Here is a 23,291-nt window from a genome sequence, read left to right on the forward strand (position 1 = left end):
CAATACGCCCTGCCAAACCGTACCTTGGCACAACACGGTAGAACGCGTGGCGATCGGATAACCCAAGTCTATACCCGGGACACCCCTGACGAGGACCGGGCCGCCGGGACCAAAGACCCTTTCTGGTGCGTCAGAGATCGAGGAGATCCGGGCTCAGCCCAGCCTCCGTGTCGGGGATGCCCAGGTCAGCCGCCCGCTTGTCCGCGGTAGCGAGCAGTCGCCGGATCCGTCCGGCCACCGCGTCCTTGGTCAGTGGCGGCACGGCGAGCTTGCCCAGCTCCTCGAGCGACGCCTCCTTGTGCGCGAGCCGCAGCTCACCGGCCTCGCGCAGGTGCTCGGGCAGCTCGTCACCCAGGATCTCGAACGCCCGCTCGACGCGCGCTCCGGCCGCCACAGCGGCCCGGGCCGAGCGCCGAAGGTTCGCGTCGTCGAAGTTGGCCAGCCGGTTGGCCGTGCCACGCACCTCGCGCCGGACGCGTCGCTCCTCCCAGAGCAGCATCGTCTCGTGCGCCCCCAGCCGTGCCAGCATCGCGCTGATCGCGTCACCGTCCCGGATCACCACCCGGTCGACCCCACGCACCTCGCGGGCCTTGGCCGCGATCCCGAGCCGACGCGCAGCACCGACGAGGGCCAGCGCGGCCTCCGGGCCGGGGCAGGTCACCTCGAGGGCCGACGAGCGTCCCGGCTCGGTCAGCGAGCCGTGCGCGAGGAACGCCCCACGCCAGGCCGCCTCGGCCTCGGCCACGCCGGCAGACACCACCTGGGGCGGCAGGCCGCGCACGGGCCGACCCCGGTTGTCGAGCAGGCCCGTCTGCCGAGCGAGCGACTCGCCGTCCTTGACCACCCGCACGACGTACCTGCTGCCGCGACGCAGGCCACCGCCGGACACGACGATGATCTCGCTCTCGTGCCCGTAGACCTCCGAGATCGCCTGCCGGAGCCGGCGGGCCGCGATGCCCGTGTCCAGCTCCGCCTCGATGACGATCCGCCCCGAGATGATGTGCAAGCCCCCAGCGAACCTCAGGGTGGCCGAGACCTCGGCCTTCCGTGAGGACGTCTTGTCCACCTTCAGACGGGCGAGCTCGTCCTTCACCTGTGCCGTCAACGCCATGGCTGCATCCTGCCATCCAGGGCACCTGTCCGGGACCGCACCTTCGAGCTAACTCGACTGCCCTGCCCGCGTACCCACGTCCCCGAGAAAGCCGTCGACGACGTCCGAGTACGCACTGGCAAGACGCAGCGGGTCGTGCCGTGGGGTCCCGTCCCCGCGGCTCACCTGACGCAGCAGGAGCCGCGCGCCGAGGTCGGCGGTGCGCGCAGCCAGCGCCGACACGTCCTCGACGGCCGTGGGATCGGCCACGACGGCGTCCACCGACAGCTCGGGCGCATGCAACTGCAGCACCTGCAGGTAGTCCTCCGCACGCATGCCCGCCGTCTCACCCGACTCACCCGACGCGAGGTTGAGCGTGAGGATCGTCCGCGCCGTCGTTCGCCCGAGTGCCTCCCGCAGGCTCGGGACGAGCAGGTGCGGCAGCACCGACGTGTACCAGGAACCGGGTCCCAAGACGATCCAGTCGGCCCCCTCGATCGCGGCGACCGCCTCCGGGCACGCCGGCGGGTCGGCCGGCTCCAGACGCAGCGACTCGATCGTGCCGCTCGTCACTGCGACGGCGCTCTGCCCGACGACGAGCGACCGACGGCCCGCCTCGTCGAGCACGTCGGCCTCGATCCGCAGGGGCACAGACGCCATCGGCAGCACTCGGCCGCGGGCACCGAGCAGCCGACCGACCCAGTCCAGACCCTCGACGGTGTCGCCCAGCTGCTCCCACAGCGCGACGATCAGCAGGTTGCCCACAGCGTGCTGGTCGAGGTCGCCCGACGACCGGAACCGGTGCTGGAGCAGGTCACGCCAGGTGCGGCCCCACTCGGAGTCGTCGCACAGCGCAGCAAGGGCCATGCGCAGGTCCCCCGGCGGCAGCACGCCGAGCTCCTCGCGCAGACGTCCCGACGATCCGCCGTCGTCGGCGACCGTGACGACCGCGGTGATGCGGTCCGTCATCAGCCGGAGCGCGGACAGTGAGGCCGAGAGCCCATGACCGCCACCCAGGGCTACGACGGCCGGACCCGCCCCCCGCTCTCCTGGGGCCCTCATTCCTTGCCGAGGTCACGTGCGCTGACAGCCACGTGGTGACCCTGGTCTCGCAGGCGTGCCCCGATCGCCTCGCTGATCGCGACCGAACGATGCTTGCCGCCCGTGCACCCGACCGCGATCGTCACGTAGCGCTTCTCCTCGTTCAGGTACCCGGCGAGAACGGGCTCGAGGGCCGCCACGTACCGGTCGACGAAGGTCACCGCCCCGGGCAGGCCGAGCACGTAGTCGCGCACCGGTGCGTCTCTGCCGGTCAGGTGGCGCAGCTCGGTGATCCAGTACGGGTTCGACAGGAACCGGACGTCGACCACGTGGTCCGAGTCGAGCGGCACACCGTACTTGAAGCCGAACGACACCACGGAGACCTGCAGCACGTCCTCGCCGGCGGTCGCCACGACGGCCCGTACCTCACGGGCCAGGTCGTGGACGTTGAGCTCAGAGGTGTCGATCAGGGTGTCAGCGCGTTCTCGCAGGTCGGTGAGTGCGGCGCGCTCCGCTGCGATGCCGTCGAGGATCCTGCCGGCGCCCTGGAGCGGGTGTGGTCTACGGACCTGCTCGAACCGGCGCACGAGGACCTCGTCAGAGGCATCGAGGAACAGGATCCGCGAGTCGACGCCGGAGGCACGCAGGCTCTCGAGCACCGGTGCGAGGTCACGGAAGAACTCGCGCCCGCGGACGTCGATCACGGCCGCCAGTCGCTGCGCGCGCCCCCCGGCGGCCCCGCTCGTCAGCATCCCGACGAGGTGGGTGAGCATCTGCGCGGGGAGGTTGTCGATGACGTACCAGTCGAGGTCCTCGAGCACGGCGGCGGCCCGGGACCGGCCTGCGCCTGACATCCCCGTGATGATCAGGACCTGAGGCTGCACGAGGTACGGCGCCTCGGTCGCTGCCTCGAGCGCGGGGATTCCGGACGGCACCGTGATCGGCGAGGGCTCGTCGTTCATGCGTCAAGCATGCCAGCCGACGCGCCGACCTGGTCCGACGCGCCCACGTCGCCCGACGCGCCCACGCGGTCCGACGCACCCACGCGGTCCGACGCACCCACGTGGTCCGACGCACCCGATTCCGCGGTGCCCGGGTCGAGCACCGGGTTGAGTGCGGCCACGACCGCCGCGGCGGTCCGGTCGCCCATGCCCTGGACCGACGCGATCTCCTCGACCGACGCAGCACGCATGCGCTTGACCGAACCGAAGTGGCGCAGCAGGGCGGCCTGTCGCGCCGGACCCAGTCCCGGGATCTCGTCCAGCGCGGAGGTCGTCATGCCCTTGCTGCGGCGCTTGCGGTGAGCCGTGATGGCGAAGCGGTGCGCCTCGTCGCGCAGCCTCTGCAACAGGTACAGGCCCTCGGACGAGCGCTCCAGGATGACCGGGTAGTCGTCGCCCGGCAGCCAGACCTCCTCCAGCCGCTTCGCCAGCCCGCACAGGGCGACGTCGTCGATGCCGAGCTCGGCCATGGCCGCGGCGGCAGCAGCGACCTGGGGCGGACCGCCGTCCACGACCACGAGGTTGGGCGGGTAGGCGAAACGGACGGGCTTGCCTGTGACCTCGTCGATCGGCCCCGAGCGCATGAGGCGTTCCTCGTCGTCGCCGGTGTCCATCTCGACGTCCCGGGAGTCCGCCCGGTCGGCGAGATACCGCCGGAACCGTCGCGTGATCACCTCGTGCATCGCGGCCGTGTCGTCGCGCGCGCCCTGCCCTTCGGGACCACGGATGTTGAACATCCGGTACTCGCTCTTGCGGGCCAGGCCGTCCTCGAACACCACCATCGAGGCCGACTGGTAAGTGCCCTGGTTGTGCGAGACGTCGTAGCACTCGATGCGCAGCGGCGCCGACGAAAGGTCCAGCGCCTCCTGGATCTCCTGCAGCGCCTGGCTGCGTGTGGTCAGGTCGCCCGCTCTGCGCGTGCGGTGCAGCACCAACGCGTGCTCCGCGTTGCGCTGGACGGTCGCGGCGAGCTCGCGCTTGTCGCCGCGCTGCGGCACGCGGACCGAGACCTTGCTCCCTCGCAGACCCCCGAGCCACGCCTGGACCTGCTCGACGTCGGGCGGCAGAACCGGGACGAGCACCTCGCGCGGGACGGCCGACGAGCCGGCACCTGAGCCATCAGGGGCCCTGGACTCCGACTCGCTGCCGTAGATCTGCTGGAGCAGGTGCTCCACCAGCTCGGCGTCCGTGACGTCCTCGACCTTCTCCACCACCCAGCCACGCTGACCACGGATTCGGCCGTCCCGGACATGGAACACCTGCACGGCGGCCTCGAGCTCGTCGCCCGACAGGGCGAAGATGTCGGCGTCGGTCCCGTCCGCGAGCACCACGGCGTTCTTCTCCGTCGCCTTCTCGAGCGTCTGGATGTCGTCTCGCAGGCGTGCCGCACGCTCGTAGTCGAGCTCGTTGGCAGCCTCCTTCATCCGCACCGTCAGGCGCCGCGTGAACTTCGCCGTGTCCCCCGCCATGAAGTCGCAGAAGTCCTGCGCGAGAGCGTGGTGGTCGTCCGGCGAGATCCGGCCGACGCAGGGAGCCGAGCACTTGTCGATGTAGCCGAGCAGGCACGGCCGGCCCTGCTGCCTCGCGCGCCGGAAGACTCCCGCCGAGCACGTGCGGACGGGGAACACACGCAGGAGCAGGTCGACGGTCTCGCGGATGGCCCACGCGTGCGCGTACGGCCCGAAGTAGCGGGTGCCCTTGCGCTTGGCGCCTCGCATGACCTGGACACGAGGGAACTCGTCGGCCATCGTCACGGCGAGGTACGGGTAGGACTTGTCGTCGCGGTACTTGACGTTGAAGCGGGGGTCGAACTCCTTGATCCAGGAGTACTCGAGGGCCAGCGCCTCGACCTCCGTGCCCACCACCGTCCACTGGACGGAGGACGCCGACGTGACCATCTGCCGGGTCCGCTGGTGGAGTCCGGACAGGTCCTGGAAGTAGCTGTTGAGGCGCTGCCTCAGGCTCTTCGCCTTGCCGACGTAGATGACGCGGCCGTGCTCGTCGCGGAAGCGGTAGACCCCCGGCTCGTCAGGGATCTCCCCTGGCGCGGGACGGTAGGTGGCGGGATCAGCCATACGTTCGAGCCTAGTTCGCGGTACCGACGCCGAGGACCGGACGCCGCAGCCCGGGCGCGGCTACCGTGGGGCGATGGGCCCCCTGCACACGTACTCCGTCGACCTCACCTGGACGGGCGCAGGTGCGAGCGGCACCGCGAGCTACACGTCCTACAGCCGTGACCACGAGGTGCGGATCGGTACCAAGCCGCCGCTGCTCGGTTCGTCCGACCCGGCGTTCCGAGGAGACCCCTCCCGGTACAACCCCGAGGAGCTGCTGGTCAGCGCGCTCGCGCAGTGCCACATGCTGTGGTTCCTCCACCTGGCCTCCGCAGCCGGTGTCGTCGTCGTGGCCTACGAGGACCAGGCCGTGGGCACCATGCGGATCGAGGCCGCCGGGCACGGACAGTTCCGGGAGGTCGTCCTGCGGCCGCGAGTCGTCGTCGGCCGTCCGCGGCTTCCCGACGAGGCGCCGGTCACCGACGCCCTGCTCGCCGACGTGCACCGCAAGGCTCACGAGCACTGCTTCATCTCCCGATCGGTGAACTTCCCGGTCCGCCATGAACCGGTCCCGCTCCGGATCGCGCACGAGGTCCCGACCGCGTCCTGAGCGTCCGCTCAAGGACGACGCAGCGTCAGCCAGCGCGGTTCCAGGACGTAGCCGAGCACCTCGTTCATCCGGAGCGACGCCTCGTTGGCCGGCGAGCCGCCCGTGCCGAACGACCGGTTACCCCGCTGGAGCTGGTCGAGGATCGCGTACGCCTTGACGGCTGTCGCGAGCCCCTGACCTCGGTACCGCTGACGAGTCACCGTGAACTCGGTCTCCATGCGGTCCTCCTCGGGGCGCATGACCGTCGCGCAGTCGAGCCGGCCGTCCGGCGTCCGGGCACCGTAGGCGTGCCACGTCTCGGCGAGATGGCGTCGAAGGTCCTGCTCGCCAGGGACCGTGTGGGCCGTGGCCGGACCCCCGCCCGGATAGTCCTCGATCGAGGCCTGGTCGAGGTCGACGATGATCCGAGCGTTCCGTTCGCTCAGCCGCGACACGGTCCAGCCCTGCTTGCGGACGACGTCGACAAGAGGCTCGAGGTGGGTGGCGAACTCGGCTCCGTCCTGCGGCACGGTGAGCCGGGCGCCCCACGACTCGTGCACGACCACCCAGCCGTCGGCGAGCAGCCGCACGGCCAGCGGGTCGTCCTCGCGCAGGACCCGTTCGCCGGACGTCACGCCGGGACGCGCTCCGCGATCGGCTCGAGGACCTCGGCGAGGAACCGGCCTGTGTGCGAGTCCGGCGACATCGCGATCTGCTCGGGTGTCCCCTCGGCGATCACGAGACCACCGCCGCTGCCGCCTTCCGGGCCCATGTCGATGACCCAGTCCGCGTTCTTGATCACGTCGAGGTTGTGCTCGATGACGATCACGGAGTTGCCCTTGTCGACCAGCGACTGGAGCACCCCGAGCAGCTTGCGGATGTCCTCGAAGTGCAGACCCGTGGTCGGCTCGTCCAGCACGTAGATCGTTCGTCCGGTCGACCGCCGCTGCAGCTCGGCGGCGAGCTTGACGCGCTGCGCCTCACCGCCGGACAGCGTCGGTGCCGGCTGGCCGAGCCGCACGTACCCCAGACCCACGTCGACCAGCGTGCGCAGGTGCCGAGAGATCGCCGGGACCGCTGCGAAGAACTCCGCGGCCTCCTCGATCGGCATAGACAGCACGTCGGCGACCGTCTTGCCCTTGAAGTGCACCTCCAGCGTCTCGCGGTTGTAGCGGTCGCCGTGGCACACCTCGCACGGGACGTAGACGTCCGGAAGGAAGTTCATCTCGATCTTGAGCGTGCCGTCGCCCGAGCACGCCTCGCAGCGGCCGCCCTTGACGTTGAACGAGAACCGGCCAGGCGTGTAGCCGCGGACCTTGGCCTCGGTCGTCTCGGCGAACAGCCGGCGCACGTGGTCCCACACGCCCGTGTAGGTGGCCGGGTTGGACCGTGGCGTCCGACCGATCGGGCCCTGGTCGACGTGCACCACCTTGTCGAGGTGCTCCAAGCCGGTGACGCGCTTGTGCCGACCCGCGACCTGGCGCGCACCGTTCAGCTCGTTCGCCATGACCGTGTAGAGGATGTGGTTCACGAGCGTCGACTTGCCCGAGCCGGACACCCCGGTCACCGCGGTGAGCGTGCCGAGCGGGAACGACACGTCGATCCCCTGCAGGTTGTGCTCGCGCGCGCCGACGACCGTGACCTGCCGCTTCCTGTCGATCGGCCGGCGCACCTGCGGCATCGGGATGCTGCGCCGCCCGGAGAGGTAGGCGCCCGTGACCGACTCAGCAGACGCCAGCAGGCCCTCGAGGTCTCCCGAGTGCACGACGCGACCGCCGTGCTCCCCCGCACCCGGGCCGATGTCCACGATCCAGTCGGCGGTGCGGATGGTGTCCTCGTCGTGCTCGACGACGATCAGGGTGTTGCCCAGGTCCCTCAAACGCGTGAGCGTCTCGATCAACCGTCGGTTGTCGCGCTGGTGGAGGCCGATCGACGGCTCGTCGAGCACGTAGAGCACGCCTACCAGCCCCGAGCCGATCTGCGTGGCCAGCCGGATGCGCTGCGCCTCGCCGCCGGACAGCGTCCCTGCCGGACGCATGAGCGAGAGGTAGTCGAGCCCGACGTCCAGCAGGAAGCCGAGGCGTGCCTGGATCTCCTTCAGGACCTGCGTGGCGATGGCCCGCTCGCGCTCTCCGAGCTCGAGCGCGTCGAGGAACTCCCGCGCCTCCCGGATCGGCAGGGTGCAGACCTCCGCGATCGAGCGCCCGCCCACACGCACGGCCAGCACCTCGGGCTTGAGCCGCGCCCCCTCGCAGACCGGGCACGGGACCTCGCGCATGTAGGCCTCGTACTTCTCCTTGCTCCACTCCGAGTCGGTCTCGTTGTGCCGGCGCTCCAGGAACGTGATGACGCCCTCGAAACCGGTCGAGTACTGCCGCTCGCGACCCCAGCGGTTCTTGTAGCGGACCTTCACCTCGTGGTTCTGTCCGTGCAGCACGGCGTCCTTGGCGCGCTGCGGGAGCGCCCGCCACGGAACGGACGTCGAGAAGCCCATGTCGGCGGCCAACGCACCCAGGACGCGACCGAAGTACTCGCTCGACGTCAGCGACCACGGTGCGACTGCGCCCTCGTCGAGCGAGAGGTCCTCGTTCGGGATGACCAGGTCGGGGTCCACCTCGAGCCGCGAGCCCAGCCCGGTGCACTCCGGGCAGGCGCCGTACGGCGCGTTGAAGGAGAACGTGCGCGGTTCGATCTCGTCGAGCGCCAGCACGTGGTCGTTCGGGCAGGCACGGTGCTCGGAGAAGCGGCGTTCCCGGTTGAGGTCGTCGATGTCGGCGTCGACGAGCTCGATGACCAGCAGGCCGCCGGCCAGGCCCAGTGCCGTCTCGACGGAGTCGGTGAGCCGGCGCTTGACGCCCTCGCGTGCGACGAGCCGGTCGATGACGACCTCGATGTCGTGCTTGAGCTTCTTCTCCAGGGTCGGCGGCTCCGTGAGCTGGACCACCTCGCCGTCCACGCGGGCGCGGGCGAAGCCCTTGCTCTGGAGCTCCTTGAAGAGGTCGGCGTACTCGCCCTTGCGTCCACGGACCACCGGCGCCAGCACCTGGTACCGCGTGCCCTCGGGCAGCTCGAGCAGGCGGTCCACGATCTGCTGCGGCGTCTGTGCCGTGACGCGCTCGCCGCAGATCGGGCAGAACTGGGTGCCCGCCCGCGCGAACAGCAGGCGCAGGTAGTCGTACACCTCGGTGATCGTGCCGACCGTCGAGCGCGGGTTCCGGTTGGTCGACTTCTGGTCGATGGACACCGCCGGCGAGAGGCCCTCGATGAAGTCGACGTCGGGCTTGTCCATCTGCCCCAGGAACTGGCGCGCGTACGCCGAGAGCGACTCGACGTACCTGCGCTGGCCCTCCGCGAAGATCGTGTCGAAGGCCAGCGACGACTTCCCCGAACCGGACAGGCCAGTGAAGACGATGAGCTTGTCGCGCGGGAGATCGAGGTCGACGTTGCGGAGGTTGTGCTCGCGGGCGCCCTGCACCACCAGACGTTCGTTCACGCCCGGGAGTCTACGTCCCGCCACCCACAATCGCACATCTGTTCGACGTGAGTGAACGCACACGGCGCTCGACATGCCGGTCCGTCGGCGACACGCCATGCTCACGCCATGGGCTGCGACGACGACCCCGCAACGGTGCCGATCGAGGAGTACGCGGTCCTCGGGGACGGCTCCACGGCGGTGCTCGTCAGCCGACGTGGGTCGATCGACTGGTTGTGCCTGCCGACCTTCGACTCGGCCGCCTGCTTCGCACGTCTGCTCGGCACGCGCGAGAACGGACGCTGGCTCCTGACGGTCCGTGGCGCGACCACGGCCACCCGCCGCTACCTGCCGGACTCGTTCGTGCTCGAGACGACGTACGAGGCCCCGACGGGCACCGCTGTCACGCTGGAGACCATGCCGCTGAACGACGGTCGTGCCGACCTGGTGCGGCGCCTCGAGTGCACGAGCGGAAGCGTCGAGGTGGACCACGAGTGGATCGTCCGGTTCGGCTACGGCGCCGTCGAGCCGTGGGTGCACCACGTGACGGACGACGACGGTGCCGACACCATCCGTGCGATCGCGGGACCGGACTCGCTCCTGCTCCGCGGCGACCGGCTGCCGGTCGCGCAGGACCACCGGCACGCCGACCGGTTCACGCTGCAGGCCGGGGAGTCGGTCGAGCTGGCACTCACCTGGATCCGGTCGTGGGACCCGGTCCCACCGCGTCTGACGATCCTCGACCGGGTGGACCAGACGAGGATCGCCTGGGGCCTGTGGGCCCGGAGCAGTGCCTACGAGGGGTCCTACCGCGAGGCCGTGGTCCGGTCGCTGCTCGTCCTGCGTCTGCTCACGGACAGTGAGTCGGGCGGGATCGTGGCGGCACCCACCACGTCGTTGCCCGAGGACTTCGGCGGGGAGCGGAACTGGGACTACCGCTACTGCTGGCTGCGGGATGCGGCAATGACGCTGGAGGCGCTGCTCGAGCACGGGTACGTCGACGAGGCGTCGGACTGGCGCGCGTGGCTCCTGCGAGCGGTCGCCGGCAGCCCCCAGGACCTGCAGATCATGTACCGCGTCGACGGCGGGCGGCGACTGCCCGAACGGGTCCTCGACCACCTCGCCGGCTACGCGGGAAGCCGGCCGGTGAGGGTCGGCAACGCGGCCGTCGGGCAGCTCCAGCACGATGTGCTCGGCGAGGTCATGTGCGCCCTGCAGCAGGCGAGGGACGCAGGCATCACCGAGACGGACGACTCCTGGTCGCTGCAACGGCACCTCGTCGACCACCTTGTCGACACCTGGCGCGAGCCGGACCGCGGCATCTGGGAGGTGCGCGGCGACCCGCAGCACTTCACGCACTCCAAGGTCATGTCGTGGGCCGCCGTCGACCGGGCCGTGCGCGCCGCGGAGCGCTACGGGTTCGACGCGCCGCTGGATCGCTGGCGTGCGGAACGCGACGCGATCCACGCGGACGTCCTCGCGAACGCGTGGAACGCAGAGCGCGGGACGTTCGTGCAGTCCTACGGGGCGACGCACACGGACGCGTCGCTGCTGCAGCTGGCCCAGGTCGGCTTCCTCCCCCCCGACGACCCCCGACTGCTCAGCACGGTGCGCACCATCCGTGCCGAGCTGGAGGTGGCTCCCGGACTCCTGCGCCGCTACCGCACGGAGAAGACCGACGACGGGGTGCCGGGCGACGAGCACGCGTTCCTGGCGTGCTCGTTCTGGCTGGCGGACGCGCTGGCACGGGTGGACGACGTCGAGGGCTCGACGGAGGTGCTCGACATCCTCACCGGTCTGGCCAACGACGTCGGACTTCTCGCCGAGCAGTACGACCCGGTCGGCCGGCGCATGGCCGGGAACATGCCGCAGGCGCTGTCACACCTTGCCCTGGTGCGTGCGGTCCACAGCCACGACCTCGCTCTGGAGCGGAGGAGATCATGACCGTCCTGCACACCTCGGACGAGCTGGAGGTCCGGGCGCTCGCGGTCGGGCAGCTCGACAACAACACCTACCTGGTGACGTGCCGCAAGGACGGCGCGCAGCTGCTGGTCGACGCGGCCGACGACCCGGAACGCCTTCTCGGGCTCGTGCGCGAGGGGTCGGGCTCGGCGCGCCTCGACGCGGTCGTCACGACCCATCGGCACCCGGACCACCACCGTGCCCTCGCGTCGCTCGTCGCGCTCACCGGTGCCGCGTCCATGGCGGGTTCCGACGACGCCGATGCGATCCATGACGCGACCGGCGTGCCTGTGGTGCGGCGACTGCACCACGACGACGTCCTGACGGTCGGCCACCTGACGCTCGAGGTCGTCGGGCTCCGGGGGCACACACCCGGCTCCGTCGCCCTCGCCTACCGAGAGCCCGGCGGCCCGGTCCACCTGTTCACCGGAGACTCACTCTTCCCGGGCGGCCCGGGGGCCACCAGGACACCCGCGGACTTCACGTCCCTGATGGCAGACCTGACGGACCGGGTCTTCGACCGTTTCGACGACGACACGATGGTCTACCCCGGCCACGGCAAGGGAACGACGCTGGGCGTCGAACGCCCGCACCTCGACGAGTGGCGCGCGCGCGGCTGGTGACCTACTGCGCGAGCACGAGGTCGCGCACCTGGCGACGCAGAACCTTGCCCACCTGTGAACGAGGCAGGTGATCGAGCACCACGAGCCGCCGCGGCAGCGCGTACCTGGCGACCCGCTGCTCGCACCACGACCGGACGGACTCCAGGTCGATCCCGGTCGCACCCTCGTCAAGGACGACCGCCGCGACGACCGTCTCCCCGAGATCACCTCCGGGGACGCCCACGACCGCGACGTCGGCGACTCCCGGCATCTGCCGCAGGCCGTCCTCGACCTGGGACGGGTAGACCTTGAACCCGCCGCTCACGATGAGCTCCTTGAGGCGGTCGACAAGGACCACCCAGCCGGTCTCGTCGACCGTCACCACGTCACCGGTCCGCAGCCACCCCTCGTCGAGCAGCTGGTCGACGGTCTCCTCGGCCCGCTGCCAGTACCCGGCGAAGACCTGCGGTCCGCGGATCAGCAGCTCGCCGCGCTCACCCTGGGGAACGTCCCGCGAGACGTCCGCGGGGTCGACGACGCGGATGTGCGTGCTCGGGAACGGAAGACCCAACGTGCCGGGGCGTCGGTCATCGGTCAACGGGTTGCCGAGTGCGACCGGCGACGTCTCGGTCATGCCGTACCCCTCGATCACGAGGCCCCCCGACGCGTCCTCCCACCGCTTGGCCGTCTCCGCCGGGAGTGCCATCGCTCCCGAGATCGCGTACCGGAACGAACTGAGATCCCCGGGCCTCGCGGCGCCGGCGAGCCGGTCGAGCATCGGCGGGACCGCCGGGAGGAAGGTGCCGGGCAACCGCTTCTGCGCCTCCAGCACCAGCGCGGGATCGAAGTTCGGGAAGGCGACGAGGGTCGCCCCCACACGAACCGCGTAGTTGAGGCACAGCGTGAGACCGAAGGCGTGGAAGAACGGCAGAACTCCGTAGACCACCTCCTCGTCCAGCTCGGCCGAGGTCCACGCGTGTCCTTGAACAGCGTTGGCGACGAGGTTGCGGTGCGTGAGCATCGCACCCTTCGGCGTGCCGGTCGTCCCGCCCGTGTACTGCAGGAGCGCCAGGTCCGTCGAGACCGGGCTCGGGTGCGCCGGGTCGACCGGGTCAGCCTTCGCCACGAGCCGGTGCCACATCGGGAACGCCGGGGGCAGCGGTCCCCGCATCGCCGCCCGGACCTTGCGCGCGCGCGGAACCGGCAGACGCAGCTTCCACCGGCTCGACCAGGGCAGGTCGGCCGACAGGTCGACGGCGACCACGGCCCGGAGCCGCGTCCGAGTGAGGGAGGAGAGAACAGCCGGGACCGTCTTCTCCCAGACGAGTGCCACCACCGCGCCCGAGTCCGCGAGCTGGTGTGCGAGCTCGGCAGAGGTGTACGTCGGGTTGTGCTCGACCACGACGGCCCCGATGCGCAGGACGGCGTAGAACGCGACGACGTGGGCGGTGCAGTTCGGGATCGCGAGGGCGACACGGTCCCCCGGCTGGACGCCCAGGTCGAGCAGCGCCTGAGCGCCACGCGCGACCGCGTCAGCCAGCTCGCCGTACGTCGTCTGACCGCCGAGGAAGTCGACGGCGACCCTCTCGGGGCACCGGGCGGCCGCTCGGTCCAACGCCGCACCGAGCGGTTCGTCGGGAATCGTGACCTCGCGCGGAGGTTGCCCGGTCGTCATGAGTCCACACCCTAACCTACGGTCCCGTAAGTTACGGACCAGTAACCCACCGCGTGACGGTCGCGCCACCCGGTTCGACGTCGAGCCCGGCGCGCACGAACGACGCACGCTCGAGCACCCTCTCGCTCGCGGTGTTGTCCAGCATCGTGAGCGCGTGGACGTGGGGTTCCCCCTCGGCGAACGCCCACTGCGTGAGTGCCAGGACCGCCGACGTCGCCAGACCGCGACCCCGACCCTCCGGCAGGAACGCGTAGTACAGGTAGGGACCGTCGGTGCGGAGCGCGAACCCGATCGTGCCGACGGCGACGGCGCCGGACTCGACGACGAAGCGGCCACCTCGACCGTCGCGGCGCAGCTCGATGCTGCGGGCGACCCGTTGCTGCGCCTCGACCTCGGTCACGTCAGTGGGGTAGTACGTCCAGCGCGGAACGTCCCGTACACGCGAGAGCGCGTGGTCGAGGCGCCAGTCCGACGGCTCGATCGCGCGCAGGCGACCCCCGGCCAGGTCGAGCTCGTCAGGAAGCCGCACGTCACGCCTCGGGCGGACCGAGCACGGACGTCGCGACCGTCGAGTGCGCCGACTCGTCGTCCGACGGGTGGAAGATCCCGGCCAGGACGTCACGGTAGAGCCTGCCGAGCTCGTTGCCGCTGAAGTACGACCCACCGCCCGATACCCGGATGGCGCCGTCGACGACCACCCGGGCAGACTCCGTCGCGCGGACCTTCAGCCCGACCAGCTGGGCGAACCAGCGCCGGCCGTGGTCCACCTGCTCGTCGACGTCCCGTGCCAGGGCGAAGACCTGCAGCTCGGCACCGTCCTGGGCGAGCACGGCATCGGCGATCCGCCACCTGATGTCGGGGTCCTGCGCGTAGGCACGGCCGTCGTACTTCATCGACGTCCGCCGCTGCGCGGCTGCCACACCCAGCTCGATGGCCCGCCGCCCCACTCCCGTGTAGACGGCGGCGAGCAGGACCTCGAACACGGCGAACAGCGCGAAGACGAACGGGTCGGCGCTCGGCCCGGGCGGCAGCGAACGGTAGACGCGGCCGGCGGGCGCCAGGGCGCCGTCCAGAACCGTGGTGGCAGACTGCGTCGCCCGCATCCCGAGCGTGTCCCAGTCGTCACGGGTGTCGATCCCACCCCCGTCGCGCGGAACGACGCCGTGGACGAGCCGCGGGTCCTGCCCGTCGGACTCGTCGAGACCGAACGTGGCCAGGCGCGTCCACACCGGCGAGAGCGACGTGAAGATCTTCGTCCCGAAGTAGCGGTAGCCGCCGTCGTCCTGACGCTCGGCGCGTGTCCGGGAGCCGAACATCACGAGGTCGTTGCCCGCCTCCGAGTTCCCGAACGCGAAGATCTCGCCCGCGGCGGCATCAGTAAGGATGAACTCCACCGAGTCGTCTCCGCGGGCGACGAGCAGCGCCGCGAGCCCGGTCACGACCAGGTGCATGTTCACGGCCAGCGCGGTCGCGGGTGCGGCCGCACCCAGGCGCACCTGCTCCCGGGCCACCTCTTCGAGCGAGAGACCAGCACCGCCCAAGCGCTCGGGCACGAACGCCGTCAGGTAGCCCGCCGCAACGAGATCGGCCAGGTCGTCGTGCGGGAAGGTGTTGTCGCGGTCATGCCCGGCGGCGCGTTCATGGATCCGCTCCAGCAGGTCGTCGGTGAGAAGTGAGCGCAACGTGCGTGCCATGACAACCACTCTGCCACCCGCGTCCGGCAGGATGGCGCCATGCCTACCTATGCCGTCCAGTACACCTACGACGACCGCACGGACGTGCGCGACCAGGTCCGACCCGCGCACCGCGAGTTCCTGGTCGACCAGAAGCAGCTGCTCGGCTCAGGGCCGTTCGTCGACGGCGCGCCCGGCGCCCTGCTCGTCTTCGGGACTGCCGACAGAGCGGAGCTCGACGCGATCCTGGCCGCCGACCCGTTCGCTGTCGAGGGGATCATCGCCCGGACCGACGTCCGTGAGTGGGACGTCGTCCTGGGGCCCTGGAGCGTCTAGCTCGGCCGCCCGTGCGTCCCGACGTACCTTCCAGAGGCTCGCGATCGTCGTCACACCCAGGATCAGCACGATCGCGGCCAACGACATCCACGTCGGGACCTCGGGCACCCACGGCACCGGCTCGCCGCCGTTGATGAACGGAAGCTCGTTCTCGGACAGGGCGTGCAGGATCAGCTTCACGCCGATGAAGCCCAGCAGGACCGCCAGCCCGATGTTCAGGTACACCAACCGCTTGAGCAGGTCACCGAGCAGGAAGTAGAGCTGGCGCAGTCCCATGAGGGCGAACAGGTTGGCCATGAGCACGAGGTAGGGCTCACTGGTCAGACCGAAGATCGCCGGGATCGAGTCGAACGCGAACAGCAGGTCGGTCGCCCCCAGCGCGACGAGCACGACGAGCATCGGAGTCATGAGCCGCTTGCCACCCTCGACCACGGTGAGCTTCACGCCGTGGTACTCGTCGGTCGAGGGGAACCAGCGCAGGACCAGGCGCAGGAGGAGCGGAGGCTTGAACTCGTCGTCGTCGGACTCCCCCTCACGGCCCACCTTCACGGCGGTCCAGACGAGGAACGCGCCGAACAGGTAGAACACCCAGCTGAACGCGCCGATAGCCGCGGCACCCGCCCAGATGAAGATCCCGCGGAGCACGAGCGCGAGGATGATGCCGACCAGGAGCGCTGTCTGCTGATACTGCCGGGGTACCGCGAACTTGCTCATGATCAGCAGGAACACGAACAGGTTGTCGACCGAGAGCGAGTACTCGGTGATCCAGCCGGCATAGAACTGGCCCGCGAAGTCCGCTCCCCACGCCAGCCCTACGAAGAGGCCGAAGAGCACGGCCAGGCCGATGTAGATCGCCAGGTAGCGCACGCACTCCGAGGTCGTCGGGATGTGCGGTCGGCGTCCGACCACGGCGACGTCGACGACCAGGAGTGCCCCGACGAGGCCCAACGAGACCGCCCAGACGATCGGTGTGACATCCACGCGCGTCTCAGCCCTCGCTCGACGAGACGGAACGCGAGTCGTTCCGGGTCTTGATGAGGCTCGCGACCGTGGCGACCGTCAGCGTCCCGAGGATCACCAGGAGCGAGGCGCCCGTCGAGATCTCCGGGGCCCACTCCACCGGCTCACCGCCGTTGATGAAGGGCAGCTCATTGACGTGCAACGCGTGGAAGACGAGCTTGAGACCGATGAAGCCGAGGATCACTGCCAGTCCCTGCGAGAGGTAGACGAGCCGCTCCAGCAGCCCGCCGATGAGGAAGTACAGCTGGCGCAGGCCGAGCAGCGCGAACGCGTTCGCAGTGAACACGATGTACGGCTCGTCGGTCAGGCCGTAGATCGCCGGGATGGAGTCGAGGGCGAACAGGACGTCGGTGGACCCGATCGCCACCATCACGACGAGCATCGGTGTGAACACCCGCTTGCCGTCGATCCGGACGCTCAGCCGGTCGCCGTGGTACTCCTCCGTGGTCGGCAGGATCCGCTTGAGCGTGCGGACCGCGAACCCGTCCGGCTCGTCCTTGGGCTGATGTTCCGAGTCGTGCTTCTCGGTGGCCAGCTTCACGGCCGTGTACACGAGGAAGGCCCCGAAGATGTAGAAGACCCACGAGAACTGCTCGATCGCCGCTGCCCCCAGCAGGATGAACACGGTCCGCAGGACCAACGCGATCACGACGCCGAACAGCAGGACCTTCTGCTGGTACTCCCGTGGCACCGCGAACTTCGTGATGATGATGAGGAAGACGAAGACGTTGTCGACCGACAGGCTCTTCTCGGTCACGTACCCGGCGTAGTACTCCGTGCCGAAGTCCCAGCCCCAGACCATCCCGACGACGACGCCGAAGGCCAGGGCGAGCGCGACGTAGAAGACCGACCACTTCACGGACTCGGAGAACGTGGGCGCGTGCGGCGTACGTACGTGGGCGAAGAAGTCGAAGGCGATCAGAGCGACAACGAAAGCCGCCGTTGCGGCCCAGGCCCAGCCCGACACGTCCATGGGTACACCTCCGGTACGAAGACATCGTGACCGAAGGTCTCCCCCGCCCGCTCGCTCAGCGCGTCGCGGACCGATCGCGCCGGGCCCTGTGCGGACAGGTCCGTGATGACGACGGATCGTGTCTGGGGTACTCCCCTTCAACGTCGGCAAGCATAGGCCACACGGTCGGCGCCACCCGCCGGGCGGCGGCCAGGCTCACTGCAGGCAGAACTCGTTACCCTCCGGGTCGGCCATGACGATCCAGAGGCTGTCCGGGCCTTCCTCGCCTTCGACCACCTGGAGCTGGGACGCCCCGAGCGCCACGAGCTCCGCAGCCCGCGCTCGCACCACAGCGAGCCGTTCGGGCGCTTCGAGGCCAGCGCCCACGTTGACGTCGAGGTGCACACGGTTCTTCGCTGTCTTGCCCTCCGGTACGCGTTGGAACAGCAGCCGAGGCCCGACACCGTCGGGATCGATCGCCGCGAACGTGTCATGCCATGCCCCCGGCGGCACCCCGACAGACGCAAGGAACGAGTCCCAGCTCGGGTGTCCCTCCGGTGGCGGCTGCGGGACGTAGCCGAGCACCACGACCCAGAACCGGCCGAGCGCCTGGGCGTCCCCCGCGTCGAACGTCACCTGGACCTGAACGGCCACGGTCCGACCTCCTCGCTCGTCGTCAGGCTGTGGCGGCCTGCATCTGCCGCAGCTCCTTCTTCATGCCCGAGATCTCGTCGCGCAGACGTGCCGCGAGCTCGAACTGCAGCTCGGCCGCAGCCGCGTGCATCTGGTCCGACAGCTGCTGGATCAGGTCCGCGAGCTCGCCGGCTGCCGCGCCGGTGAGGCGGGTCCGCTCGTCCCGCGGCCCGCCCTTCGAACCGAACCCAGGCACAGGCGCCTTGCCGCGGCTGGTCTGACGCCCACCGCCACCGAGGAGCTCGGCCGTGTCGGCGTCCTCCCTGGCCAGCAGGTCCGTGATGTCGTTGATCTTCTTGCGCAGCGGGGTCGGGTCGATGCCGTTCTCGAGGTTGTACGCAACCTGCCGCTCACGCCGGCGCGTCGTCTCGTCGATCGCCTGGGCCATGCCGGCAGTGATGCGGTCGGCGTACATGTGGACCTCACCTGACACGTTGCGGGCGGCACGACCGATCGTCTGGATGAGCGACCGACCCGAGCGCAGGAAGCCTTCCTTGTCGGCGTCGAGGATCGCCACGAGAGAGACCTCGGGCAGGTCCAGTCCTTCGCGCAGCAGGTTGATGCCGACCAGCACGTCGTACTCGCCGAGCCGCAGCTCACGCAGCAGCTCCACGCGTCGCAGGGTGTCCACCTCCGAGTGCAGGTACCGGACGCGGACTCCCTTCTCCAAGAAGTAGTCCGTGAGGTCCTCGGCCATCTTCTTGGTCAGCGTGGTGACCAGGACGCGCTCGTCCTTCTCCACACGGTCGTGGATCTCGCCCAGGAGGTCGTCGATCTGGCCGGTGGTCGGCTTGACGATCACCTGCGGATCGACCAGCCCGGTCGGCCGGATGATCTGCTCGACGACGCCGTCGGAGATGGAGCGCTCGTAGTCACCGGGCGTGGCGGACAGGTACACGGTCTGGCCGATCCGCTCGACGAACTCCTCCCACCGCAACGGCCTGTTGTCCGTGGCGCTCGGCAGCCGGAAGCCGTGGTCCACGAGGGCGCGTTTGCGCGACATGTCTCCCTCGAACATCGCGCCGATCTGCGGCACGGTGACGTGGGACTCGTCGATGACCAGCAGGAAGTCCTCGGGGAAGTAGTCGAGCAGCGTGTTGGGGGCCGTGCCCGCCGAGCGCCCGTCGATGTGCCGCGAGTAGTTCTCGATGCCTGAGCAGGAACCGATCTGCCGCATCATCTCGATGTCGTAGGTGGTGCGCATGCGCAGCCGCTGAGCCTCGAGCAGCTTGTTCTGCCGCTCCAGCTCCGTCAGCCGGTCCTCGAGCTCCACCTCGATGCCGGCGATCGCGCGCTCCATGCGCTCAGGGCCGGCGACATAGTGGGTCGCGGGGAAGATGTGGATCTGCTGCTCCGCCCGCACGACGTCGCCGGTGAGCGGGTGCAGCGTGGCGATCGCCTCGATCTCGTCGCCGAAGAACTCGATCCGGATCGCGAGCTCCTCGTACACCGGGATGATCTCGACGGTGTCGCCGCGAACGCGGAAGGTGCCGCGCGTGAACGCCATGTCGTTGCGGGTGTACTGCATGGTGACGAACTGGCGCAGCAGCTGGTCACGGTCCACCCTGTCCCCCACGGACAGCGCGACCATGCGGTCCACGTACTCCTGCGGTGTTCCCAGGCCGTAGATGCAGCTCACCGACGCCACGACGATCACGTCGCGACGCGTGAGCAGCGAGCTCGTCGCCGAGTGACGCAAGCGCTCGACCTCGTCGTTGATCGACGAGTCCTTCTCGATGTAGGTGTCCGTCTGCGCGATGTACGCCTCGGGCTGGTAGTAGTCGTAGTACGAGACGAAGTACTCGACCGCGTTGTTGGGCAGCAGCTCACGGAACTCCGTGGCCAGCTGCGCCGCGAGGGTCTTGTTGGGCGCCATCACGAGCGTGGGTCGCTGCAGCTTCTCGATCAGCCACGCGGTCGTCGCCGACTTTCCCGTTCCGGTGGCCCCGAGCAGCACCACATCCTTCTCGCCTGCGGTGATGCGCGCGGCGAGCTCCTTGATCGCCTTGGGCTGGTCACCCGACGGCGTGTACTCCGAGATGACCTCGAAGGGCGCGACGGTCCGCTGCAGGTCGGTGACGGGACGCATACGACAACCGTACGATCCCCCACCCACACGCGGGTCCCGACCATCGGCCCGGGCGTGCCGGTCGGACGCGAGAGGGCGGACGGCGGTCAGTCGAGCGTGCCCGACGGCACGCGGATGTCGCTCGTGACCGTCCGGGCAGCGTCGAGCACGGCGAGAAGTGCCGTCGCAAGCTGGTCCGTCGTCATCCCCGCGCGCGGCACGTGCACGAATCCGCTGCGGATCTCCGGCCGTGGCGCGAGCAGGTGCTGGAGCGCGTAGAACGTCGCGTTGCACACGTAGGTCCCGGCCGAGTACGAGACCTCGACGGGCACTCCGGAGTCACGCACGGCGGCGAGGCAGGCCTTCACCGGCAGGGTGGAGAAGAACGCCGCCGGCGCTCCCGCGATCACCGGGACGTCCACCGGCGCCGAGCCGTCGTTGTCGGGGATCCGCGCGTCGATCAGGTTCACCGCCACCCTCTCGATGCCCACGGCCGACCGGCCCCCGGCCTCGCCAACGCCGATCACGAGCGTCGGCTCGAGCTCCGCGATCGCGGTCCGGAGCACCTGCCGCGCACCGCGGAACGACACCGGCAGCTCACGGGTCGCGAGCTCGTCGCCGGTCCAGCGAGCCGCGACCTCCTGCACCGCCAGCCAGGACGCGTTGACCGCCTGGGCCTCGAACGGGGCGAACCCCGTCAACAGGATCACGGGCTCTCCGCGGCGAGCTCGTCCGCCCGTTCGACCGCGAGCCGCTCCCAGAGGGCATCCACCTGGACGCGTAGGTCGTCGTCGCTGCCCGTGCCGTCCAGGACGACGTCGGCGACAGCCAGTCGTTCGGCGTCCGTGGCCTGGGCAGCTACGCGCGCCTCGGCGGCCGCGCGATCCATCCCCCGCAGCCGGACGAGGCGCTCGACGCGCAGCAGAGCCGGGGCGTCGACGACGACGACGACGTGGAAGTCGTCCGCCTGGCCTGTTTCGACGAGCAGTGGGATGTCGTGCACGACCACGGCGCCGTGGTCGACCGTGGCCGCGGCCGCCGACCGCTCTGCCGACAGCCGTCGAACGATCGGGTGGACGATCGCGTCGAGGCGTGCCCGGGCCCTCGGATCGGCGAAGACGATCGAGGCCAGGGCACCGCGATCCAACGAGCCGTCCGCGGCCAGCACCGAGGACCCGAACTCCTCGACGACCGCGTCGAGGCCGGCCGATCCAGGAGCAACCGCCTCGCGTGCCAGCACGTCCGAGTCGATCACCACCGCTCCGAGCTCGGCCAGTCGCCGCGCCGCGACGGACTTGCCAGCCGCGATCCCGCCCGTGAGCCCGATGCGTTGCATCCGTCCATACTGCCGTGCCGAGCGCCGGGCGCGCACGGTCGGCCCGCGAATGCACGACGGGCCGGCCACCCGAAGGTGACCGGCCCGCCGTTCAGCGATGTGCTGTGATCAGTTGCCCGTGAGCTTCTCGCGCAGAGCGGCGAGCGCCTCGTCGGACGCGAGGGTGCCCGCGGCCTCCTCGGTGCTCGACGAGTACGAGGACGGGACGGGACCGGCGGACGACGACGAGGACGAGGACGACGTGGCCGTCGGCCCGCCCTCGGCAGCCGTCAGTGCCGCCTCGGCGTCAGCCTTCGCGGCGTCAGCGACCTGCTTGCGGTGCGCCTCCCAGCGCTCGTGGGCCTGCGCGTACTGCGCCTCCCACACCTCGCGCTGTGCCTCGAAGCCCTCGAGCCACTCGTTCGTGGCCGGGTCGAAGCCCTCGGGGTACTTGTAGTTGCCGGCCTCGTCGTACTCCGCCGCCATGCCGTACAGCGCGGGGTCGAAGTCGTCGCTCGTCGGGTCGAAGCCCTCGTTCGCCTGCTTGAGCGAGAGCGAGATGCGGCGACGCTCGAGGTCGATGTCGATGACCTTGACGAAGACGTCGTCGCCGACCTGGACGACCTGCTCCGGGATCTCGACGTGGCGAACGGCCAGCTCCGAGATGTGCACGAGGCCCTCGATGCCGTCCTCGACGCGAACGAACGCACCGAACGGGACGAGCTTGGTGACCTTGCCCGGGACGACCTGGCCGATGGCGTGCGTGCGGGCGAAGGCCTGCCACGGGTCCTCCTGCGTCGCCTTCAGCGACAGGGAGACACGCTCGCGGTCGAAGTCGACGTCGAGAACCTCGACGGTGACCTCCTGGCCGACCTCGACGACCTCGGACGGGTGGTCGATGTGCTTCCAGGACAGCTCGGAGACGTGCACGAGCCCGTCCACGCCACCCAGGTCCACGAACGCACCGAAGTTGACGATCGAGGACACGACGCCGGGGCGGACCTGACCCTTCTGCAGCGTCTGCAGGAAGGTGGAGCGCACCTCGGACTGCGTCTGCTCGAGCCAGGCACGGCGCGACAGGACCACGTTGTTGCGGTTCTTGTCGAGCTCGATGATCTTGGCCTCGATCTCCTTGCCGACGTACGGCTGGAGGTCGCGGACACGACGCATCTCCACCAGCGACGCGGGCAGGAAGCCGCGCAGACCGATGTCGAGGATGAGGCCGCCCTTGACGACCTCGATGACGGTGCCGGTGACGACGCCGTCCTCTTCCTTGATCTTCTCGATCGTGCCCCAGGCGCGCTCGTACTGTGCGCGCTTCTTGGACAGGATCAGGCGGCCTTCCTTGTCCTCCTTCTGGAGGACGAGGGCCTCGACCTGGTCGCCGACCTTGACAACGTCACCGGGGTCCACGTCGTGCTTGATGGACAGCTCACGGGACGGGATGACGCCCTCGGTCTTGTAACCGATGTCGAGAAGGACCTCGTCGCGGTCGACCTTGACGATGGTGCCCTCGACGATGTCGCCATCGTTGAAGTACTTGATGGTGGCGTCGATGGCGGCGAGGAAATCCTCGGCCGAGCCGATGTCGTTGATCGCGACCTGCGGGGAGGCGGGCTTCGCGGGGGTGGTGATGCTCATGTAGGGATGGGCTCCGATGCGGACAGGGAAGTTGTACGGACAAGGATGTGTGCCGGATGGCACGGTTCGGTTCAGGCGGTGACCGCGTCAAGACGGGGCGTCCCCGG

Annotated in this window: 19 protein-coding genes and 1 pseudogene; 4 read left to right on the top strand and 16 right to left on the bottom strand. The window is 69.8% G+C overall.

The features are described from left to right. Window positions 1-130: 130 nt before the first annotated feature. Genes whiA through uvrC form a run of 4 tightly spaced genes read right to left on the bottom strand, consistent with a single transcriptional unit; the run spans window position 131 to window position 5,207 of the window. Complete coding sequence (gene whiA / locus N553_RS0119570; protein ID WP_028047928.1) at window positions 131-1,111, bottom strand: DNA-binding protein WhiA; 981 nt, start codon at window positions 1,109-1,111, stop codon at window positions 131-133. 48 nt (window positions 1,112-1,159) lie between these two features. Then, window positions 1,160-2,152 (bottom strand): uridine diphosphate-N-acetylglucosamine-binding protein YvcK, encoded by a 993-nt coding sequence (gene yvcK / locus N553_RS0119575; protein ID WP_028047929.1) that lies wholly within the window; start codon window positions 2,150-2,152, stop codon window positions 1,160-1,162. Beyond that, a complete protein-coding gene (gene rapZ, locus N553_RS0119580) occupies window positions 2,149-3,093 on the bottom strand; it encodes an RNase adapter RapZ (protein WP_028047930.1) in 945 nt (314 codons plus the stop codon). Before rapZ ends, yvcK begins: the two co-directional genes overlap by 4 nt. Continuing rightward, a complete protein-coding gene (gene uvrC, locus N553_RS23850; RefSeq protein WP_081844786.1) occupies window positions 3,090-5,207 on the bottom strand; it encodes an excinuclease ABC subunit UvrC in 2,118 nt (705 codons plus the stop codon). The genes rapZ and uvrC overlap by 4 nt, the downstream gene beginning before the upstream one ends. A 73-nt stretch (window positions 5,208-5,280) precedes the next feature. Here uvrC and N553_RS23855 point away from each other — a divergent pair, with 73 nt between their 5' ends. Next, window positions 5,281-5,796 carry an OsmC family protein gene (locus N553_RS23855; RefSeq protein WP_034623566.1) on the top strand — a complete coding sequence of 172 codons (516 nt, stop codon included), beginning with the start codon at window positions 5,281-5,283 and terminating at the stop codon, window positions 5,794-5,796. 8 nt (window positions 5,797-5,804) lie between these two features. On the opposite strand, the gene N553_RS23860 is transcribed toward N553_RS23855, so the two are convergent. Next, window positions 5,805-6,410, bottom strand: coding sequence for a hypothetical protein (locus N553_RS23860; protein WP_051640392.1), 606 nt, complete (start codon window positions 6,408-6,410; stop codon window positions 5,805-5,807). Further along, on the bottom strand, window positions 6,407-9,268 hold the full coding sequence (gene uvrA / locus N553_RS23865) for an excinuclease ABC subunit UvrA (protein ID WP_034623569.1): 2,862 nt from the start codon (window positions 9,266-9,268) through the stop codon (window positions 6,407-6,409). Before uvrA ends, N553_RS23860 begins: the two co-directional genes overlap by 4 nt. A gap of 108 nt (window positions 9,269-9,376) precedes the next feature. On the opposite strand from uvrA, the gene N553_RS0119605 reads away from it, so the two are divergent. Then, window positions 9,377-11,191, top strand: coding sequence for a glycoside hydrolase family 15 protein (locus tag N553_RS0119605; RefSeq protein WP_028047931.1), 1,815 nt, complete (start codon window positions 9,377-9,379; stop codon window positions 11,189-11,191). Next, the gene (locus N553_RS0119610) at window positions 11,188-11,832 is read left to right on the top strand and encodes an MBL fold metallo-hydrolase (RefSeq protein WP_034623571.1); all 645 of its coding nucleotides are present in this window, start codon (window positions 11,188-11,190) and stop codon (window positions 11,830-11,832) included. Before N553_RS0119605 ends, N553_RS0119610 begins: the two co-directional genes overlap by 4 nt. Window position 11,833: 1 nt before the next feature. Here the strand turns inward: N553_RS0119610 and N553_RS0119615 are convergent, their stop codons facing one another. The 3 genes from N553_RS0119615 to N553_RS0119625 are packed head-to-tail and all read right to left on the bottom strand — an operon-like array spanning window position 11,834 to window position 15,180. Then, on the bottom strand, window positions 11,834-13,486 hold the full coding sequence (locus N553_RS0119615) for an AMP-binding protein (RefSeq protein WP_028047933.1): 1,653 nt from the start codon (window positions 13,484-13,486) through the stop codon (window positions 11,834-11,836). A gap of 31 nt (window positions 13,487-13,517) precedes the next feature. Then, window positions 13,518-14,015: a GNAT family N-acetyltransferase gene (locus N553_RS24530; protein WP_051640393.1), complete on the bottom strand. Its 498-nt coding sequence runs from the start codon at window positions 14,013-14,015 to the stop codon at window positions 13,518-13,520. Between the two features lies 1 nt (window position 14,016). Further along, on the bottom strand, window positions 14,017-15,180 hold the full coding sequence (locus N553_RS0119625; RefSeq protein ID WP_028047934.1) for an acyl-CoA dehydrogenase family protein: 1,164 nt from the start codon (window positions 15,178-15,180) through the stop codon (window positions 14,017-14,019). 39 nt (window positions 15,181-15,219) lie between these two features. Between N553_RS0119625 and N553_RS25745 the strand changes: the two are divergent. After that, window positions 15,220-15,405: pseudogene (locus N553_RS25745) on the top strand (YciI family protein); the annotation flags it as partial. On the opposite strand, the gene N553_RS23880 reads toward N553_RS25745, so the two are convergent. From N553_RS23880 to rpsA, 7 genes are all read right to left on the bottom strand, one after another. Then, on the bottom strand, window positions 15,328-16,476 hold the full coding sequence (locus tag N553_RS23880) for a TerC/Alx family metal homeostasis membrane protein (RefSeq protein ID WP_034623573.1): 1,149 nt from the start codon (window positions 16,474-16,476) through the stop codon (window positions 15,328-15,330). The pseudogene N553_RS25745 and the gene N553_RS23880 sit on opposite strands and share 78 nt — an antisense overlap. A gap of 7 nt (window positions 16,477-16,483) precedes the next feature. Then, window positions 16,484-17,488 (bottom strand): TerC family protein, encoded by a 1,005-nt coding sequence (locus tag N553_RS0119640; protein WP_028047936.1) that lies wholly within the window; start codon window positions 17,486-17,488, stop codon window positions 16,484-16,486. A 195-nt stretch (window positions 17,489-17,683) separates the two neighbouring features. Beyond that, the gene (locus N553_RS0119645) at window positions 17,684-18,121 is read right to left on the bottom strand and encodes a VOC family protein (RefSeq protein WP_028047937.1); all 438 of its coding nucleotides are present in this window, start codon (window positions 18,119-18,121) and stop codon (window positions 17,684-17,686) included. Window positions 18,122-18,143: 22 nt separating this feature from the next. Further along, window positions 18,144-20,249 carry an excinuclease ABC subunit UvrB gene (gene uvrB / locus N553_RS0119650; RefSeq protein WP_028047938.1) on the bottom strand — a complete coding sequence of 702 codons (2,106 nt, stop codon included), beginning with the start codon at window positions 20,247-20,249 and terminating at the stop codon, window positions 18,144-18,146. Between the two features lie 86 nt (window positions 20,250-20,335). Continuing rightward, complete coding sequence (locus tag N553_RS0119655; protein ID WP_028047939.1) at window positions 20,336-20,938, bottom strand: peptidase C15; 603 nt, start codon at window positions 20,936-20,938, stop codon at window positions 20,336-20,338. Further along, complete coding sequence (gene coaE / locus N553_RS0119660; protein WP_028047940.1) at window positions 20,935-21,564, bottom strand: dephospho-CoA kinase; 630 nt, start codon at window positions 21,562-21,564, stop codon at window positions 20,935-20,937. Before coaE ends, N553_RS0119655 begins: the two co-directional genes overlap by 4 nt. A gap of 108 nt (window positions 21,565-21,672) precedes the next feature. After that, complete coding sequence (gene rpsA / locus N553_RS0119665) at window positions 21,673-23,184, bottom strand: 30S ribosomal protein S1 (protein ID WP_028047941.1); 1,512 nt, start codon at window positions 23,182-23,184, stop codon at window positions 21,673-21,675. Window positions 23,185-23,291 lie beyond the last annotated feature (107 nt).

Origin of the sequence: Cellulomonas sp. URHE0023, from assembly GCF_000688475.1 — a bacterium.
Classification (GTDB): Bacteria; Actinomycetota; Actinomycetes; order Actinomycetales; family Cellulomonadaceae; genus Cellulomonas.

Bases quoted from the DNA above. Each gene is read 5' to 3' on its own strand.
- whiA (WP_028047928.1), bottom strand. From the start codon at position 1,111: ATGGCGTTGACGGCACAGGTGAAGGACGAGCTCGCCCGTCTGAAGGTG.
- yvcK (WP_028047929.1), bottom strand. From the start codon at position 2,152: ATGAGGGCCCCAGGAGAGCGGGGGGCGGGTCCGGCCGTCGTAGCCCTG.
- rapZ (WP_028047930.1), bottom strand. From the start codon at position 3,093: ATGAACGACGAGCCCTCGCCGATCACGGTGCCGTCCGGAATCCCCGCG.
- uvrC (WP_081844786.1), bottom strand. From the start codon at position 5,207: ATGGCTGATCCCGCCACCTACCGTCCCGCGCCAGGGGAGATCCCTGAC.
- N553_RS23855 (WP_034623566.1), top strand. From the start codon at position 5,281: ATGGGCCCCCTGCACACGTACTCCGTCGACCTCACCTGGACGGGCGCA.
- N553_RS0119605 (WP_028047931.1), top strand. From the start codon at position 9,377: ATGGGCTGCGACGACGACCCCGCAACGGTGCCGATCGAGGAGTACGCG.
- N553_RS0119610 (WP_034623571.1), top strand. From the start codon at position 11,188: ATGACCGTCCTGCACACCTCGGACGAGCTGGAGGTCCGGGCGCTCGCG.
- N553_RS0119615 (WP_028047933.1), bottom strand. From the start codon at position 13,486: ATGACGACCGGGCAACCTCCGCGCGAGGTCACGATTCCCGACGAACCG.
- N553_RS0119625 (WP_028047934.1), bottom strand. From the start codon at position 15,180: ATGGCACGCACGTTGCGCTCACTTCTCACCGACGACCTGCTGGAGCGG.
- N553_RS0119640 (WP_028047936.1), bottom strand. From the start codon at position 17,488: ATGGACGTGTCGGGCTGGGCCTGGGCCGCAACGGCGGCTTTCGTTGTC.
- uvrB (WP_028047938.1), bottom strand. From the start codon at position 20,249: ATGCGTCCCGTCACCGACCTGCAGCGGACCGTCGCGCCCTTCGAGGTC.
- coaE (WP_028047940.1), bottom strand. From the start codon at position 21,564: ATGCAACGCATCGGGCTCACGGGCGGGATCGCGGCTGGCAAGTCCGTC.
- rpsA (WP_028047941.1), bottom strand. From the start codon at position 23,184: ATGAGCATCACCACCCCCGCGAAGCCCGCCTCCCCGCAGGTCGCGATC.